This window comes from Pseudonocardia parietis, from assembly GCF_017876315.1.
GTDB classification, from domain to species: Bacteria; Actinomycetota; Actinomycetes; order Mycobacteriales; family Pseudonocardiaceae; genus Pseudonocardia; species Pseudonocardia parietis.
This window is the reverse complement of sequence record NZ_JAGINU010000001.1, coordinates 1,782,496-1,799,146: the sequence shown is the minus strand read 5'-3', so window position 1 is coordinate 1,799,146 and position 16,651 is coordinate 1,782,496. Positions and strand designations below refer to the sequence as shown.

The 16,651-nt window shown below is 72.4% G+C and carries 12 protein-coding genes; 1 reads left to right on the top strand and 11 read right to left on the bottom strand.

All coding sequences use genetic code 11. The annotated features are described in order from the left end of the window. Positions 1-116: 116 nt before the first annotated feature. The 5 genes from JOF36_RS08550 to JOF36_RS08530 all read right to left on the bottom strand — a co-directional run bounded on the left by JOF36_RS08550 (position 117) and on the right by JOF36_RS08530 (position 6,715). Positions 117-1,844 carry an LpqB family beta-propeller domain-containing protein gene (locus JOF36_RS08550; RefSeq protein WP_210025984.1) on the bottom strand — a complete coding sequence of 576 codons (1,728 nt, stop codon included), beginning with the start codon at positions 1,842-1,844 and terminating at the stop codon, positions 117-119. After that, the gene (gene mtrB, locus JOF36_RS08545; protein WP_245351604.1) at positions 1,841-3,619 is read right to left on the bottom strand and encodes an MtrAB system histidine kinase MtrB; all 1,779 of its coding nucleotides are present in this window, start codon (positions 3,617-3,619) and stop codon (positions 1,841-1,843) included. The genes JOF36_RS08550 and mtrB overlap by 4 nt, the downstream gene beginning before the upstream one ends. Positions 3,620-3,677: 58 nt before the next feature. Further along, positions 3,678-4,355 carry an MtrAB system response regulator MtrA gene (gene mtrA, locus JOF36_RS08540; protein WP_210025980.1) on the bottom strand — a complete coding sequence of 226 codons (678 nt, stop codon included), beginning with the start codon at positions 4,353-4,355 and terminating at the stop codon, positions 3,678-3,680. A gap of 80 nt (positions 4,356-4,435) precedes the next feature. Next, positions 4,436-6,016, bottom strand: coding sequence for an acyl-CoA synthetase (locus tag JOF36_RS08535; RefSeq protein WP_210025979.1), 1,581 nt, complete (start codon positions 6,014-6,016; stop codon positions 4,436-4,438). A 48-nt stretch (positions 6,017-6,064) separates the two neighbouring features. Further along, positions 6,065-6,715 (bottom strand): dTMP kinase, encoded by a 651-nt coding sequence (locus tag JOF36_RS08530; protein ID WP_210035281.1) that lies wholly within the window; start codon positions 6,713-6,715, stop codon positions 6,065-6,067. Positions 6,716-6,826: 111 nt separating this feature from the next. On the opposite strand from JOF36_RS08530, the gene JOF36_RS08525 reads away from it, so the two are divergent. After that, complete coding sequence (locus JOF36_RS08525) at positions 6,827-7,921, top strand: IS110 family RNA-guided transposase (protein ID WP_307862211.1); 1,095 nt, start codon at positions 6,827-6,829, stop codon at positions 7,919-7,921. A gap of 334 nt (positions 7,922-8,255) precedes the next feature. Here JOF36_RS08525 and JOF36_RS08520 read toward each other — a convergent pair whose 3' ends face one another. The 6 genes from JOF36_RS08520 to ald all read right to left on the bottom strand — a co-directional run bounded on the left by JOF36_RS08520 (position 8,256) and on the right by ald (position 16,431). Next, positions 8,256-8,741, bottom strand: a complete 486-nt coding sequence (locus JOF36_RS08520) for an NUDIX hydrolase (protein ID WP_210025977.1) — start codon at positions 8,739-8,741, stop codon at positions 8,256-8,258. Positions 8,742-9,078: 337 nt separating this feature from the next. Next, positions 9,079-10,578, bottom strand: coding sequence for an adenosylhomocysteinase (gene ahcY, locus JOF36_RS08515; RefSeq protein WP_210025975.1), 1,500 nt, complete (start codon positions 10,576-10,578; stop codon positions 9,079-9,081). A gap of 299 nt (positions 10,579-10,877) precedes the next feature. After that, positions 10,878-12,209, bottom strand: a complete 1,332-nt coding sequence (locus JOF36_RS08510) for a glutamate mutase L (protein WP_210025973.1) — start codon at positions 12,207-12,209, stop codon at positions 10,878-10,880. Positions 12,210-12,342: 133 nt separating this feature from the next. Further along, on the bottom strand, positions 12,343-13,545 hold the full coding sequence (locus JOF36_RS08505; protein ID WP_245350728.1) for a cytochrome P450: 1,203 nt from the start codon (positions 13,543-13,545) through the stop codon (positions 12,343-12,345). Between the two features lie 162 nt (positions 13,546-13,707). Beyond that, a complete protein-coding gene (locus JOF36_RS08500) occupies positions 13,708-15,201 on the bottom strand; it encodes an amino acid permease (RefSeq protein WP_210025971.1) in 1,494 nt (497 codons plus the stop codon). A gap of 129 nt (positions 15,202-15,330) precedes the next feature. Then, a complete protein-coding gene (gene ald, locus JOF36_RS08495) occupies positions 15,331-16,431 on the bottom strand; it encodes an alanine dehydrogenase (protein ID WP_210025969.1) in 1,101 nt (366 codons plus the stop codon). Positions 16,432-16,651 lie beyond the last annotated feature (220 nt).

Genomic DNA, 16,651 nt, shown 5'->3' with positions numbered 1-16,651 from the left:
AGTGGGGAATCCGTCCACAGCCCCGGCGAACACCCGCTCCGTGGCGGTCCGGGACCGCATGATGGAGCAGCGGGGCCGGGTGCCCGAGCACCGTCGCCGCAGGAGCGGCGACCGGCTCAGCCCGGGTAGAACGGCCGCGCGGCGGTGGTGGATCCCACCGTCTGCCGCCACGCGTCCAGGTCTCCGCCGGAGTAGCTCCAGAGGCCGGTGCGGTCGGACACGTAGATCGGCCGGCCGGAGGCGGCGGCCACCGCACGCAACGGGGAGGTGAGGTTGGTGCCGGGCAGATGGTCCAGCGTCAGTCCGTCGACCGATACGAGCGAGACCGGGCGTTCGGAGTTCGCCGCCACCACGAGCTGCTCGCTCGAACGCCAGTCGACGGCGACGACGTCCTGCAGCTCGCCGGGCCGCAGCTCACGCAACGCACCGATCGCCACCCCGCCGTCCGGGCCGGGGACGACCGGACCGACCAGGGCACGCCCGCCGGCGACGACGGCGACCCGTCCGCCCTCGCGGGAGAACGCCACATCGGCGATCTCCCCGAAGCCGTCGAGCCTGCTCGCATCCACCGGGGCCTCGGCCGGCGGTCCACCGACGGGGACCGACACCCGGCGCAGCCGGCCGTCGGCGACGGCCCAGATCTCGTCGCCGGCCGCGTTCCAGCTCAGCGCGGTCACGACGGCCCCCGACACCGGGGTCGCGGTGAGGCTGCCGTCGGCCGGGCCGGTCAGCAACCGCTGGGTGCCGGTCTCCTCCCGGGAGACCACCGCGAGCCGGTCGCCGTGCGAGGACGCCGCCGCGTCGACGACGTCGAAGGAGCCGTTCCCCGCCTGGCCCGCGACGGGGGCGTCCCGCCCGTCGGCGCCGATCCGGTGGACCCGTCCGCCGTCGACCATGAGCGGATGGGCCGGCAACTTGTCCGGCGCCGCGACCAGCCCCGCGAAGTCGTCGCGGGTGACCTCGGGCCGGTCGGCCAGCAGCGGTTCGCCGTCCGACAGCAGCCGGACCCGGTGCACACTGACCTCGGCCAGTGTCAGGGTGACCTGGGCGGCGAGCAGCCGCCGGTCCCGCTCGGAGAGCCCGGAGACGCCGGTCAGGTCGACGACCACCGCACCGTCCGCGGACTCGGTGACCGCCGAGCGCAGCCGCGCGGTCGCCGGGAAGAGCGTCACCGCCGCCCCGGCCAGTCCGGCCGAGGGCCCGTGCAGCAGCACCTCGGTCGCACGGGCGGCGAGCTGGGCCGACCGGGTGCTGGAGATGTAGTGGGTGTCGGCGATCAGCGAGCCACGCTGCGGATCGACGAACCAGGCACGCAACGAGCGGTAGCTGGCCCGGAAGTCCGAGAGCCGCACCATCGCCCCGGGCGGGAGCTGCTCGATCCGCCAGTGGTCGCCCTGCCGGACCACACCGATGTCGACCTCCACCGGCCGGGGTGCGGTCTCGAACGCCCCCGCCGGGCTGACCGTCCCGAGCCGGGTGCCGCGCATGCGCACGACCGCGCGATCCGGGCCGGCCTCGGCGCTGTGCGGGGCGAAGACGGTGTCGAACCGTTCGGAGAGCACGGTCAGCGAGGCGCCGTCGTCCCAGCCGGACGCGGTGGACGCGAGGTAGCGGCGGGCCGCGGCGTGCCGGTCGTCCGGCCGGCCGGAGGCGTAGACGAATCCGCGGACCAGGCCGAGCGGGTCGCCGTCCTCGATCGGGCCGTCGGGCACGGCGGCGCCGTTGTCCCTGGTCTGGCGCAGCACCTGCACCGACGACTGCTCGGGCACGGTCGCGCACCCGGCCAGTACGGCGAGGCACGCGAGCAGCCCGAGTGCCGCTCCCCGGCGGCGCGGCCCGGTCACCGGTCACCGCCCGGGTCGGTGATGGCCCGCTCCGCGGGCAGCAGCGGCGCGGGATCGTCCCCGCGGAGCTGCCAGGGATCCTCCCGGGAGAGCCTCGGCTCGTCGCGCGCACCGCGGGAGTCGTCGCGCCGGGTCGTGATCCCGCGCGGTGGTGTCGGCACCGAGCTGCCGGGGCGGCCGTCGTGCCTGGCCTCCGCGTCGTCGTCGCCCGAGGGCGGGCCGAGCGGGAGCGGTGAGGCGGAGATGTGCCCGCCGACCTGTCGCGGCAGGGTCAGCCGGAAGGCCGATCCCTTGCCGGGCTCACCCCAGGCCTGCAGCCAGCCGCCGTGCAGCCGGGCGTCCTCGATGCTGATCGACAGCCCGAGCCCGGTGCCACCGCTGCGCCGCGCCCGGGACTCCTCGGCCCGCCAGAACCGGTTGAACACCAGATCGGCCTCGCCGGGCCGGAGCCCGACGCCGTGATCGCGCACGAGCACCGCCACCGACGCGGGATCGCCGGCCATCGTCACCTCCACCGGACGCCCCTCACCGTGGTCGACCGCGTTCGCCACCAGGTTCCGCACGATCCGCTCGACCCGGCGCGGATCGGCCTCGACCTGCTCGCCCGCGGGCAGGTCCAGCACCAGCTCGGTGCCGGCGTCGGCAGCCAGGCCGCGGACCGTGTCCAGCGCGTGCCGGACCACCGCGGACAGGTCGATCCGCTCGGCACCCAGCTCCGCGACACCGGCGTCCAGCCGGGAGATCTCCAGCAGGTCGGCCAGCAGTGCCTCGAACCGGTCCAGCTCGGTGACCAGCAGCTCGGAGCTGCGGCGCAGGGCGGGCAGCAGCTCGTCGCGCGAGGCGTACAGCACGTCGGCGGCCATCCGGACGGTGGTCAGCGGTGTGCGGAGCTCGTGGCTGACGTCGGAGGTGAACCGGCGCTGCAGCGCGCCGAACTCCTCCAGCTGCGCGATCTGTGCCGCGAGGCTGCCCGCCATCTCGTTGTACGACTCCGCGAGCCGGGCCACCTCGTCCTCACCGCGGGCCGCCATCCGTTCGTCGAGATGCCCGCCCGCGAAGCGTTCCGCCACCTCGGCGGCCTGCCGGATCGGCCGCACCACCTGCCTCGTCACCAGACTCGCGATCGCGGCGATCAGCACGAGCAGCACGAGCCCGCCGACGATCAGCGTGCTCTGCACGAGGTTCAGCGTGAGGCGCTCCCCCTCCAGCGGGAACAGCAGATAGAACTGCAGGTCACGCCCGGCGGTGGAGACCGGCTGCCCGATCACCAGCGTGGGCACGCCCTCGACGGTGGTGAACTGCCTGCTGATCGCGCCCTCGGCGACGGTGGTGCGCTGCTCGGCGGTCACCTGGCCGACGTCGCCGGAGGTGATCTCCGGCCCGTTGCCGGCGCCCGTGGTGAGGGCCGCACGGAACTCGCCGGCCGTCGAGGTGCCGGGGCCGGACTCGCCGGTGTTGGTCAGCCGCTGCAACGCCGCGTCCAGGGTGTCCTGCGCGCCCTCCCGGTCCGGGTCGATCCCGGAGAGCTCGCCCTCCAGCAGCACCCGGTTGGCGTCGGCCTGCACCAGGGCACCGTTGATCTTGCTCTGGAGCAGCCGCTCGGCGATCTCGCTCTGCAGCACCAGGCCCAGCACGAGCACGACGGCCGACGACAGCGCGAGCGTCGACACGACGACCCGCAGCTGCAGCGACCGCCGCCACGACGCCGCGACGAGGGCACCGAGCTCGTGCGCCTGGGCGCGCAGCGGGGCCAGCGCACGGGCGAGCCGGCGCATCCCGGGCAGCCGGGCGAGCCGACGGCGCAGTCCGAGCCGTCTCACCGACCGACGCCCATCACGGCGGCCCGGCCTTGTACCCCACCCCGCGGACGGTCAGGACCACCTCGGGGCGCTCCGGGTCACGCTCCACCTTGGACCGCAGCCGCTGGACGTGCACGTTGACCAGGCGGGTGTCGGCGGCGTGCCGGTAGCCCCAGACCTGCTCGAGCAGGACCTCGCGGGTGAACACCTGGCGCGGCTTGCGGGCGAGCGCGACCAGCAGGTCGAACTCGAGCGGGGTGAGCGCGATCGGACTACCGCCCCGGGTCACCTGGTGGGCCGGGACGTCGATGTCGATCTCACCGATCGACAGCTGTTCGGCGGGCTCGGCATCGTTGCGCCGCACCCTGGCCCGGATCCGGGCGACGAGCTCCTTCGGCTTGAACGGCTTGACGACGTAGTCGTCGGCCCCCGACTCCAGCCCCAGCACCACGTCCACCGTGTCGCTCTTCGCGGTGAGCATGACGATCGGGACACCGGACTCCGCCCGGATCGCCCGGCACACGTCGATGCCGTTCATCCCGGGCAGCATCAGGTCGAGCAGCACCACGTCCGGCTGGGTGTCCCGGACGGCGGGCAGCGCCCGGGTCCCGTCGGACACGACCGCGGTCTCGAACCCCTCGCCCCGCAGCACGATGGTGAGCATCTCGGCCAGGGCCGGGTCGTCGTCGACCACCAGCACGCGCGACTTCATACGGCCCAATATCCCACCCCGCCCTCGACGACCGTCCGGGGAGGGCGTGCGAGGGCGGCGGGACCGGGATCCGCCCCGGGTCAGGCCGTGGCGGGTTGCTCCGACGAGCCCGACCGTGCCGGGTCGACGGCCCGCGCCCGCAGCTCCCGCTTGAGCACCTTCCCGGTCGGTGTGGCCGGCAGCGCGTCGGTGAACTCCACGGTGCGCGGCGTCTTGTACCCGGCCACCAGCCCCCGCACGTGCTCGCGGATCTGCGCCACCGTGTCGTCGGTCGAAGGCACCCCGTCCCGGAGCACGACGACCGCGTGCACCCGCTCGCCCCACGTCTCGTCCGGGAGACCGACGACCGCGCAGGTGGCCACGGCGGGATGGGTCGCCACCGCGTTCTCCACCTCGGTCGAGTACACGTTCTCCCCACCCGTGATGATCATGTCCTTGAGCCGGTCGAGTACCTCGACGTAGCCCTCGGGGTCCATCCGGCCGACGTCGCCGGTGTGCATCCACCCGTCCCGCAGTGCCGCCGCGGTCTCCTCGGGGCGCTCCCAGTAGCCGAGCATCACGTGCCCGCCCCGGCAGACGATCTCGCCGATGCTCCCGCGCGACACCTCCTCACCGGACTCGTCGACGATCCGGACCTCGGCGTGCGGCGCCGCCCGCCCCCCGGTCCGCAACAGGTACCGCCGGGCCGGGTCGTCGTGCTCGGCGCAACCGAGGACGGTCGCCACCGGTGAGAGCTCGGTCTGCCCGTATGCCTGCAGGAACTCCGCCGACGGCAGTGCCGTGCGGGCCCGCTCCAGCACCGCCTGGGCGATCGGGGATCCGCCGTAGACGACCCGGCGCAGCGTGGAGAGGTCGTAGCCGGCGCGCTCGGGATGGTCGGCGAGCGCCTGGATCATGATCGGGATGAGGACGGTGTGGGTCACGCCGTGCGTCGCGACGGCGTCCATCACCGGTACCGGCGCGAACGACGGGACCATCACGTGCGTGCCGCCGGCCAGCATCGCGCCGATCGAGCCCGCCAGGTCGGCGAGATGGAACATCGGTGCCACGTGCAGGTAGCGCGGCGGCTCGTCGCCGCCGAAGACGCCGCACGAGGACAGGCCGTAGGCCGAGACCAGCAGGTTCGCGTGGCTGAGCACGACGCCCTTGGGGAACCCGGTGGTGCCGCCCGTGTACCAGATACCGGCCGGCTCGTCGCCGCCCCGCCGCCGGTCCTCGACGGCATCGCCGGAGCGCGCCAGCTCCGTCCAGGACGCATCCACACCGGTCATCGGCCCGTCGCCGGCGTGCACCACGACCCGCAGCCCGTACCGGCGCAGCTCCGGGATCATCGGCGCGAACGCGTCGTCGACGACGAGCACGGTCGTGGCGGAGTCCTCCAGCGAGAACCCGATCTCGGCGGCGGCCCACCGCACGTTCACCGGGTTCACCACCGCGCCCGCCCACCAGGTCGCGAGGTAGTACTCCAGGAACCGGTCCGAGTTCAGGCCCAGGTAGGCGACCCGGTCGCCCTCACCGACACCGAGCGCGCGCAGCCCGCCGGCGAGCCGGGCCACCCGCTCGGCCGTCCGGGCGAACGTGTGCGTCCGCTCCCCGCACACGGTCGCCGGGCGGTCGGCGAACTGCTGGGCGGAGCGGTGCAGCGCCTGCGTCAGGTACACCTACGGAAGTGTGTCGCACAACACACTCCCGCGGGCCCGCCGTGCGGCTTACCCCGGACTGACGACGAGCTGCTCCACGAGGTCCAGCAGCGGGTCCGGGCCGGTCCCGTCCAGGACGATCCACGGGCTCAGCCAGCCGGCCGCGGCGAGCTGCCGGTAGACGGCATCCGTGCGCGCCTGCAGGTCGCCGTCGCTCTCGTAGGCGTCGCGCTCGCGGCCGGGCTCGGTCGCCTCCCGGGTGCGGGCGCGCTCGGCGGCGACCTCGCGTGGCGGGGCGAGCAGGAGCTGGTGGTCCGGAACCGGGACGCCGAACCGCTCGATCTCCAGCTCGCGCACCCACCCGACGACCTCGCCGTCGGCCTGCTGACCGAGCCGGGCGGCGTTGTAGGCGGCGTTCGACGCGACGTAGCGGTCGACGAGCACGACGTCGTACGACGTCAGGGACTCCCGCAACCCGGGCGCCGCCGCCCGGCGGTCGAGCGCGAACAGCACGGCCATCGCGTGCACCGACGACGCCAGGTCACCCAGCCTCCCGTAGAGCGCGTCCCGGGCCAGCTCGGCGTGCACGTCCTGGTCGTAGCGGGGGAACGCCGTCGCCGTCACCGACGCCCCGGCATCCCGCAGGGCGGCCGTCAGCCGTCCGGCGAAGGTGCGCTTCCCCGCGCCGTCCAGACCCTCGATGACCACCAGCCGTCCCACGATCACGACCCTAGACGGTATGGAGGCCTGGGCTGAGGCCTCCCGCATGTGAACGTGGGTTGCCGACAGGAGTGGGTCCTGGCGGTAGAGCCACAGATGTGGGAGGCCCCAGTGAGTGCGAATCGTACGAGTGTCGGGTTGGACGTGCACGCGCGCTCGGTCGTGGCGTGTGGGCTCGACGGGCGGACCGGGGAGCTGTTCGAGCGTCGGTTGACCCCGGATCACGGTGATGTGGCCGCGTGGGTGCGGTCGCTGCCAGGCCCGGTGGCGGTCACCTACGAGGCCGGGCCGACCGGGTTCGGGCTGGCCCGGTCCCTGGCCGCGGCGGGGATCGAATGCCAGGTCGCGGCGCCGTCGAAGCTGCAACGCCCGTCCGGGGACCGGGTCAAGACCGATCAGCGTGATGCCCGGCATCTGGCCCGGTTGCTGCACCTCGACGAGATCGTCGCGGTCGCCGTGCCGAGCGTGGAACAGGAAGCTGCGCGGGACCTGGTGAGGGCGCGGGAGGACGTGCGCGGGGACCTGATGTCGGCCCGGCACCGACTCTCGAAGTTGTTGCTGCGCCAGGGGATCGTCTACTACGGCGGTAAGCCCTGGACCGGGATCCACGATCAGTGGCTGCGCGAGCGCCGCCGGGATGAGGTGTTCACCGCGCCGGGTCTGGGGCTGGCCTTCGACATCGCCTACGACACCCTGCTGGCCACGCTGACGCGGCGCGAGCGCCTGGACGCCGCGATCACCGAGATGGCCGCGAGTAGCGAGTTCACCCCGGTGGTAACCCGGCTGGGCTGCCTGCGCGGGGTCTCGACGTTGACCGCGTTCGGGCTCGCCGTCGAGATCGGGGACTGGCACCGGCTGACCGGGCGTTCGATCGGCGCCTACCTCGGCCTGGTGCCCACCGAGTCCTCCTCCGGGGCGTCGCGGTCGCAGGGCGCGATCACCAAGACAGGCAACGGACACGCCCGCCGCCTGCTGATCGAGGCCGCCTGGCACCACCGTAAGCCGCTGCGGGCCGGGGTCGGACTGCGTCGCCGTCAGGACCAGGCGAGCCCGGCCGCGCGGGATCGCGCCCAACGGGCGAACCGGCGCCTGCACTCCCGCTGGGCCGGCTTCGACACCCGCCAAAAGCGCGCCGTGGTCGCCAACACCGCGATCGCCCGCGAGCTCGCCGGCTGGTCCTGGTCGCTGGCCGTCCTCGACGAGTAACCACCCCGGCGAGGACCACAGATGTCCGGATGAGCCCACTGGTGGTGACGGCAGCGCCTGCGAGCAGACCCGCGACTGACCTATGAGCAGCCCACTCCCCCAACCCGTCGCCGGGGAGCGGAGGTGGGGCCACGCTCGATCTCTAGACCCGCGGACCGCTCGAGCCGAACAGACCGTCCTGCGGTAACCAACCCGCGCATATCAGACTGACGACGCGTCGACACCGACACGCTCGCCACCACCACACCCGTCCGGCAACCGAGGCGGTGTCCACGACGACGGTCGCGGACACCGCCTCACCCTGCCCACTTGACAAACCGGCCTACATATCAGGTCAGGCCCCGGGCACGCCGATCGTCCGGACCGACGGCCACGTCGTCGCGAACCCGGGGTGCAGCTCCAGCCGGTCGAGGTGGTCGGTACGCACCCAGCGCAGCTCCGTGCTCTCCGCACCGCGCACCTCGATCGGCGGCGCCTCCGACGCCCGGACGACGACGGTGGTGTAGGTCCACCCGCCGTGGTCGTCGACGTACTCGTCGAGCGGGGTGACCGGGCCGGTGTCGAGCGTGCTCTCCTCGGCCGCCTCGCGCAGCGCGGCCGTCCGGGCGGACTCGCCGGGATCGCGGGCGCCGCCGGGGATACCCCAGGTACCGCCGTGGTGGCTCCATGCCGCCCGGTGCTGCAGCAGGATCCGGTCCACCCCGGGCGGGTCCTCCGCCGCGCGGTGCCGGACCAGCAACCCGGCCGCGCCGAACAGCCCCCAGTGCTTGTGACCGTGCGCGCAGTGCACCCAGCCGTCCCCGGAACCACGGTCGATCACGGACGAACCCCCTGGACGCGCCGACGGCGCGGCGGCCGCAGCCGCCGCGCCGTCGAGCGGAGAACTCAGTAACTCAGTACCGATGCGCGCTTCGCAAGCTACGCGCTCAGTACCGATGCGCGCTTCGCAAGCTACGCGCTCAGTACCGATGCGCGCTTCGCAAGCTACGCGCTCAGTACCGATGCGCGCTTCGCAAGCTACGCGCTCAGTACCGATGCGCGCTTCGCAAGCTACGCGCTCAGTACCGATGCGCGCTTCGCAAGCTACGCGCTCAGTACCGATGCGCGCTTCGCAAGCTACGCGCTCAGTACCGATGCGCGCTTCGCAAGCTACGCGCTCAGTACCGGTAGTGCTCCGGCTTGTACGGGCCCTCGACGTCCACGCCGATGTACTCGGCCTGGTCCTTGGAGAGCTTGGTCAGCTCCCCGCCCAGCGCCAGCACGTGCACCTTGGCGACCTTCTCGTCGAGGTGCTTCGGCAGCCGGTAGACGTCCTTGTTGTACTCCTCGTGCTTGGTGAACAGCTCGATCTGCGCGATCGTCTGGTTCGCGAAGGAGTTCGACATCACGAACGACGGGTGGCCGGTCGCATTGCCCAGGTTCATCAGGCGGCCCTCGGAGAGCACCAGGATGGTGTGCCCGTCCGGGAAGATCCACTCGTCGACCTGCGGCTTGATGTTGATCTTGTTGATACCGGCGATGCGGCCCAGGCCGGCCATGTCGATCTCGTTGTCGAAGTGACCGACGTTGGCCAGGATCGCCTGGTGCTTCATCTTCTGCATCAGCTCGGTGGTGATGATGTCCTTGTTGCCGGTCGTGGTGACGACCACGTCGGCGGTGTGGATGACATCCTCGACCTTCGCCACCTGGAAGCCCTCGAGCAGCGCCTGCAGGGCGCAGATCGGGTCCACCTCGGAGACGATGACGCGCGCGCCCTGGCCGGCCAGCGCCTCGGCGCAGCCCTTGCCGACGTCGCCGTAGCCGGCCACGACCGCGACCTTGCCGCCGATCAGGACGTCGGTGGCGCGGTTCAGGCCGTCCAGCAGCGAGTGCCGGATGCCGTACTTGTTGTCGAACTTCGACTTGGTGACCGAGTCGTTGACGTTGATCGCCGGGAACAGCAGCTTGCCCTGCTCGGCCAGCTGGTAGAGGCGGTTGACGCCGGTGGTGGTCTCCTCGGTGACGCCGCGGATCTCCGAGTTGATCGTGGTCCAGCGCTTCGGGTCCTCGGTCAGGCTACGGCGCAGCGTGGCCAGGACGACCCGCTCCTCGTCCGCGACGGTGAGGTCGTCGTCGACGGTCGGCACGACGCCGGTCTGCTCGAACTCGACGCCCTTGTGCACGAGCAGGGTGGCGTCACCGCCGTCGTCGAGGATCATGTTCGGTCCGACGATGTTGCCCGCCTCGTCGGTGAACTTGAACAGCTGCTCGGTGCACCACCAGTACTCCTCGAGCGTCTCGCCCTTCCAGGCGAAGACCGGGACGCCCTGCGGCTTCTCGGGAGTACCGCCCGGGCCGACGACGGTCGCGGCGGCCGAGTCGTCCTGGGTGGAGAAGATGTTGCAGGAGACCCAGCGCACCTGTGCGCCCAGGCTGACCAGGGTCTCGATCAGGACCGCGGTCTGCGTGGTCATGTGCAGCGAACCCGCGATCCGGGCCCCGTGCAGCGGCTTGGCCTCGGCGTACTCGCGGCGCAGGTCCATCAGGCCCGGCATCTCGTTCTCGGCCAGCCGGATGTCCTTGCGACCGGCCTCGTGGCCGTTGATGTCGGCGATGGCGAAGTCGATGCCGTTGACGTTCTGCATCTTCGCGTGACCGGTGGTCTGGGATGCGGTCATAGGGTGGGTGCGCCTCCTCGGGCGATCGGGTCGGAATCGATCCGTCCGGCCGGGACGACCGGCCGGGATACTCGGGCGGAAGGGGTCCCCGCGGAGAAGGGGGCGACACGTGCACGGATCACGGCAGCCTCCCTCCTCGTCGGAGACAGGCGCCCTTTCTCGTTCGTGCCGGGCCGGGCCCCGAGCGTGGCGGCCCCGCACCCACCCGGGGTGCGCGGCCGCTGCAGCGCCTCTCGGCGCCCGGCTCTCTCGCGGCATCCATCGTTCCCAGGGGACCCGGGGGTGTCAACCAGACGTGATCATCCCGGCAGGCGCTCGGCGAGCAGCGCACGGGCGGCTTCGTCCCGGCCGTGCGCAGCGAGGAGGCCGGCCGGTGCCAGCACCGATTCGCTGTCCACCCGGACGCCCACCTGCGCGAGCGCGCTCATCAACACGGGGTCGCGGCGCACCGTCCCGGCGACGGCGGCGAGCCCGGCCGGGTCCCGCTGCCGGAAGACTCCGCCGGTGAGGATGACGAGACCGATCTCACCGTCGCACCCGGATCCGTCGAGGCGGCCGGTGTGCCGAAGGTGGCGGCGCAACGCCACCACGGCCGCGACCGCGGCGAGCCGCCGGTCCTCCGCGGCCGCACCGCGGTCGACGGGGACGGTGGGTCCGGACGCCTGGAGCGCCGCGACCGCGGGCCCCAGCAGATCCGCCTCCACCGGGTCGACGATCCCCTCGGTCTGGGCCTCGATCAGGACCCCGCCGGCGGCGTCCCGGACACCGAGGTCCCCTTCGACGGTCACGACGGCCGGGCCGCCGGCCCGGGCCGGGCTCGCCGAGTGCACGTCGGTCGTCGCCGATCCGACGTCGACCACCAGCACACCGGACCCGGTCAACCGGGCCAGTGCCGCGGCCCCGGCGGCCACCGCGACCGGCGTACGGGTGCGGGCGAGCTCGCCGAACCGGCCGGCGTCGGGGTGTGCCCCGAGGGCCTGGCGGGCGTAGAGCTCGGCGACGGCCGACCGCACCGGGCCGGGCACGATCTCCCCGGCCCGCGGTGTCACGTTGGGACACGCCGTCACGGTGCGCCCGCCCGCCCGCAGCAGCCCGAGCGCGGCGTCGCGGGCATCGTCGTCGACCGCGAGCAGGACCGGCCGGTCACCGCCCGAGCGGGCCAGCCGGCGCGCGTTGTGCAGCAGGACGGCGGGGTCGTCGCCGTCGGAACCACCGAGCAGCAGGACGACGCCGGGCCGTTGTCCGGCCAGGTCGCGCAATCCGTCGTCGGTCAGCGGTCCGGCGTGCACGCCGACCACCCGGGCCCCCGCCGAGCGGCACACCCGGTACGCCGCCTCGGTCGCGGTGAGCCGCTCCGCACCCACCACCGCGAGACGCAACGGTCCGCCCGCCGACGAGCAGGCCAGCACGTCCGGGGCCGGACCACCCGTGGGCCGGCCGACCGAGGCCGCGACCGCGGCGACCGCGGCGTCGACCCCGGCCAGCAGGTCCGGGGTCGTCGGGTGCTCGGCGAACCCCGCGGGGGTGCCGTCGGGCTGCACCAGCACCGCCTTCGTCCAGCAGGACCCGACGTCCAGGCAGACCACCGCGGCGGCGGGGTCCTCCGGCTCGCCGGAGCGCGGATCGGTCATGAGGTGCGAGCCTAGTGCCCCGATCAGGCAACGTCCGGCACGAAAGTCGTCGACTCGGGCGCCCCCGGCGGCGTTGCCGGCGAACACCCGGATCCGGCGACTCCCGCACCGACGTTCCGTGCCGAGGCCCTGATCACGCCGCGCTGCCGCGGGAGCCGTCACCCGCCCGCTCGACCGTGACCTCGAGATGCGCCAGGCCCCGCAGGCCGTTGTTGATCAGAGGTCGGGACGTCACCGTGTCGAACCGGGCGACCTGGTCGGCGAGCCGCTCGAGCAGGGTTCCCATCTCGAGCCGGGCCAGGTGGATCCCGACGCACACGTGCTCACCGCGCCCGAACGCCAGGTGGTCGGACGGCCGGCGGGTGATGTCGAACCGGTCCGGGTCCGGGTAGTGCCGCTCGTCGCGGTTCGCCGAACCGTAGAGCAGCGCGACCCGTGAACCCGCGGCCAAGGAGAATCCGCCGATCTCGTGGTCCTCGGTGAGGACCCGGCTGAACTGCGGCACCGGAGTGTCGCGCCGCAGCGACTCGTTGATCGCGTGCGGGATCAACGAGCGGTCGGCCCGCAACAGGTCCCACTGCTGCGGGTGGGAGGCGAACTGCCACACCGCGTTCGCGATCGCGAGGATGGTGGTGTCCAGGCTCGGCGTCACGTAGTCGAGCATCATCGCCGGGCACTGCCCGTGGGAGATCTCGCCCCGGTCAGCGGCCTGGTAGAGGTGCGCGGCCCAGCCGTCGGGACGCAGCGCGCCGGGGACGGCGTCGTGCTCGGCGAACGCGAGGAACTCCGCGACCGCGGGTCCCGCGGCCGCCGCCCGTTCGTCGGCAGGCCCCTGGACGTCCCAGATGGCCTCGGCCCACTCGAGCATCTTCGCCCGGCCGTGGTCGGGGAGCCCGACCAGATCGGAGACGACCGTCATCGGCAGGTGCTCGGCCAGCTCGGTGACGACCTCGAACCGGCCCCGCTCGACGAGCTCGGTGACGACGCGTTCGGCCTCCGCCTCGATCCGCGGCGTGATCTCGCGCATCCGGTCCGCCCGCAGGGGGCGCCCCAGGACCGAACGCATCGCCGTGTGCTCGGGCGGGTCGCTGCACAGCGTGATGCCTTCGAGCTGGGCGTTCATCGCCGGATCGACGAACACCCCGCGGGCGGAGGAGAACGTGCGCCAGTCGCTCAGCGCGGCGCGCACCTCGTCGTAGCGCGGCAGGGCGTAGAGATCGTGCCGGGACAGGTGCACCACCGGTCCCAGGTCGCGCAGCTCGGCGTAGATCGCGTAGGGGTCGGTGCGTGCCTCGTCGGTGTACAGATCGACGTCGCTGACCGGGATCGTCGGCAACAGGTGCCTCCATGGCCGTGGTGGGAGTCCGAATCGGACTGATGCGACCACGATAGGGGCACGGACCGGTCACGGGCTTGCCTCTCGGCTCCGGCCGGACAGCACGACGGCGGCGCCCCGGGTTTCGGGCCGCCGCCGTCGTCGCCGGTGGGAGGGTGCGGGTCAGGCCTTCTCGCCGGTCACCAGCCGGCTGTGCTTGCGCCCGTAGAAGTAGTAGACGACGGTGCCCAGGATCATCCAGGCGATGAACCGGAGCCACGTGCTGCCCGGCAGGAACAGCGCCACCGCGAAGCACAGGATCGCCGAGACGATCGGCAGCACCGGCATCAGCGGCACCCGGAAGGTGCGCTTGAGGTCCGGGCGGGTCCGGCGCAGCACGATGACACCGATCGAGACGAGCACGAACGCGGCGAGCGTGCCGATGTTCACCAGGTTCGCGAGCTCGGTCAGCTCCAGGAAGCCGCTCAGCCCGGCGGCCACCACACCGGTGATGATCGTCAGCTTGTACGGCGTGCGGAACTTCGGGTGGACCTTGCCCAGGGTCGGGGGCAGCAGGTGGTCGCGGCTCATCGCGAACGCCACCCGGGTCTGGCCCAGCATCAGCGTCATGATCACGACGGTGAGGCCGATCAGGATGCCGGCCGAGATGATGAGCTCCGCCGCCGGGATGCCGGTGGCGGCCATCGCGGCGGCCGCCGGAGCCTCCACGCCGAGCTGCTCGTACGGCAGGATCCCGGTGTAGATCAGCGACACGATGATGTAGAGGACGGTCGCGATCGCCAGCGAGGCCAGGATCCCGATCGGCATCGTGCGCTGCGGGTTCTTCACCTCTTCGGACAGGGTCGCGACGATGTCGAAGCCCAGGTAGGCGAAGAACACGATCGCCGCACCGGTGAACACGCCGGTGAGCCCGAACCCGCTGTCGATGCCGAAGATCTGCAGCAGCAGCGGCTGGCCGCCGACCGCGCTCTCGTAGTCGGCCGGCTGCGACGGCGGGATGAACGGCGACCAGTTCTCACCGCTGACGTAGAACACGCCGATCCCGATGATGCCGGCGACGATCACCAGCTTCAGCGTGGTGATCGAGGCGTTCACCCAGGCACTGAGCCGGATGCCGATGATCAGCACGACCATCATCAGCAGCGAGACGAACACCGCGGGCAGGTCGATGACACCGCCGCTGCCCGGGCCACCGGAGACCGCCTCCGGGACCACGAGCCCGAGTCCGCCTGCGACGCTGTCGAAGTAGCCGCTCCAGCCCTTCGCCACGGTCGCGGCGCCGAGCGTGAACTCCAGGATCAGGTCCCAGCCGATCATCCAGGCGATGAACTCGCCCATCGAGGCGTAGGAGAACGTGTACGCGCTGCCCGCGACCGGAACGGTCGATGCGAACTCTGCGTAGCAGAGCGCGGCCAGGGCGCAGACGATGCCGCTGATCAGGAACGACAGCGACACCGCCGGGCCCGAGTAGAGCGCGGCGGCCTCGCCCGCCAGCACGAAGACACCCGTCCCGATCAGCACCCCGATGCCCATGACCGTGAGCTGGACGGGCCCGAGGGCCTTTCTGAGCTGGAAATCCGGTTCTTCGGTGTCCTTGATCGCTTGCTCGACCGTCTTGGTGCGGAACAACCCGGCACCACGGCTCGTGACCGTCATGGGCAGTGAAGCTACGACTGCGGCGCGGCCAGCGTCACGTGACCGGGGAGAGATTTGACATCACAATAAGATTGCGCAGGGAAAATGTCCGAATTGCGCCGAACGGGTGCCGTTGATCGACCGGACGGATCACTCCGTGCCGGACTCCAGACCGTGCGCCGCGGCGACCTCCGCGGACAGCAGCGTGCCGTGGTGGGTGGACAGGCCTGCGGCGAGGGCCGGGTCGGCATCGGTCGCCGCCTGCCGGCCCCGGTCGGCCAGCTCGAGCACGTAGGGCAGGGTCGCGCTCGTCAGCGCCCGGGTCGAGGTGTGCGGCACCGCGCCCGGCATGTTCGCGACGCAGTAGAAGACCGTGTCGTGCACGGGGTAGGTCGGCTCGGCGTGCGTGGTGGGCCGCGAGTCGGCGAAGCAGCCACCCTGGTCGATCGCGACGTCGACGAGCACGGCGCCGGAACGCATCTGCGCGACGAGGTCGTTCGGGACCAGGGTCGGGGCCTTGGCACCCGGGACCAGGACGGCCCCGATGACCAGGTCGGCGTTCGTCACGGCCTCCTCGACGGCCAGCTGCGTGGAGTACACGGTGCGGACCCGGCCCGCGAAGCGCTCGTCGATCGCCCGGAGCTTGTCCACGTCGATGTCCAGCACGGTGACCCGGGCGTGCATGCCCGCCGCGATGGCGACCGCGTTCGCGCCGGCGACACCGGCACCCAGCACGACGACGTCGGCGCCCGGGGCACCGGGCACCCCGCCCATGAGCACGCCGCGGCCGCCGGCCGAGCGCATCAGGTGGTAGGCACCGGCCTGCGGCGCGAGCCGGCCCGCGACCTCGCTCATCGGTGCGAGCAACGGCAGCCGGCCGTCGGCGGTGCGCACCGTCTCGTAGGCGATCGAGGTGACGCCCGACGACAGCAGCGCGTCGGTGCACTCCTGGGACGCGGCCAGGTGCAGGAACGTGAACAGCGTCAGGTCCTCGCGCAGGAGGCCGTACTCGGGCCCGATCGGCTCCTTGACCTTGAGCAGCAGCTCGGCGGATGCCCAGACCTCAGCGGAACCGGAGAGGATCTCGGCACCCGCGCTCTTGTAGTCGGCGTCGGAGATCGCCGAGCCGGCACCCGCGTCGTGCTCGACGACGACGTGGTGCCCGCGCCGGACGAGTTCGTGCACCCCGGCCGGGGTCAGGGCGACCCGGAACTCGCTGTCCTTGATCTCCTTCGGCACCGCGATGCGCATGCCGGCCTCCTCGTCTCGGTGGGCGTCCCATGGTGGAGAAGGGCGCGCGGGCTGCCAACTCGAGGGACGAGGAGCCTAATGGGGGCCCGCCGTCGCCACCTGATCTTGGTTGGGAGGGTCGGCGTCCGTAGCCGCCGGTCCGGTGAGCACTTGTTGAGCCTGAGGCCCGTGAGGGATCTCTTCTCTGAGACCGTGCCCCGGCCGGTGGGCGGGAGGACAG

Excerpts from the sequence above, each read along its gene's own strand:
- mtrB (WP_245351604.1), bottom strand. The coding sequence starts at position 3,619 with ATGCGCCGGCTCGCCCGTGCGCTGGCCCCGCTGCGCGCCCAGGCGCAC.
- mtrA (WP_210025980.1), bottom strand. The coding sequence starts at position 4,355 with ATGAAGTCGCGCGTGCTGGTGGTCGACGACGACCCGGCCCTGGCCGAG.
- ahcY (WP_210025975.1), bottom strand. The coding sequence starts at position 10,578 with ATGACCGCATCCCAGACCACCGGTCACGCGAAGATGCAGAACGTCAAC.
- JOF36_RS08510 (WP_210025973.1), bottom strand. The coding sequence starts at position 12,209 with ATGACCGATCCGCGCTCCGGCGAGCCGGAGGACCCCGCCGCCGCGGTG.
- JOF36_RS08500 (WP_210025971.1), bottom strand. The coding sequence starts at position 15,201 with ATGACGGTCACGAGCCGTGGTGCCGGGTTGTTCCGCACCAAGACGGTC.
- ald (WP_210025969.1), bottom strand. The coding sequence starts at position 16,431 with ATGCGCATCGCGGTGCCGAAGGAGATCAAGGACAGCGAGTTCCGGGTC.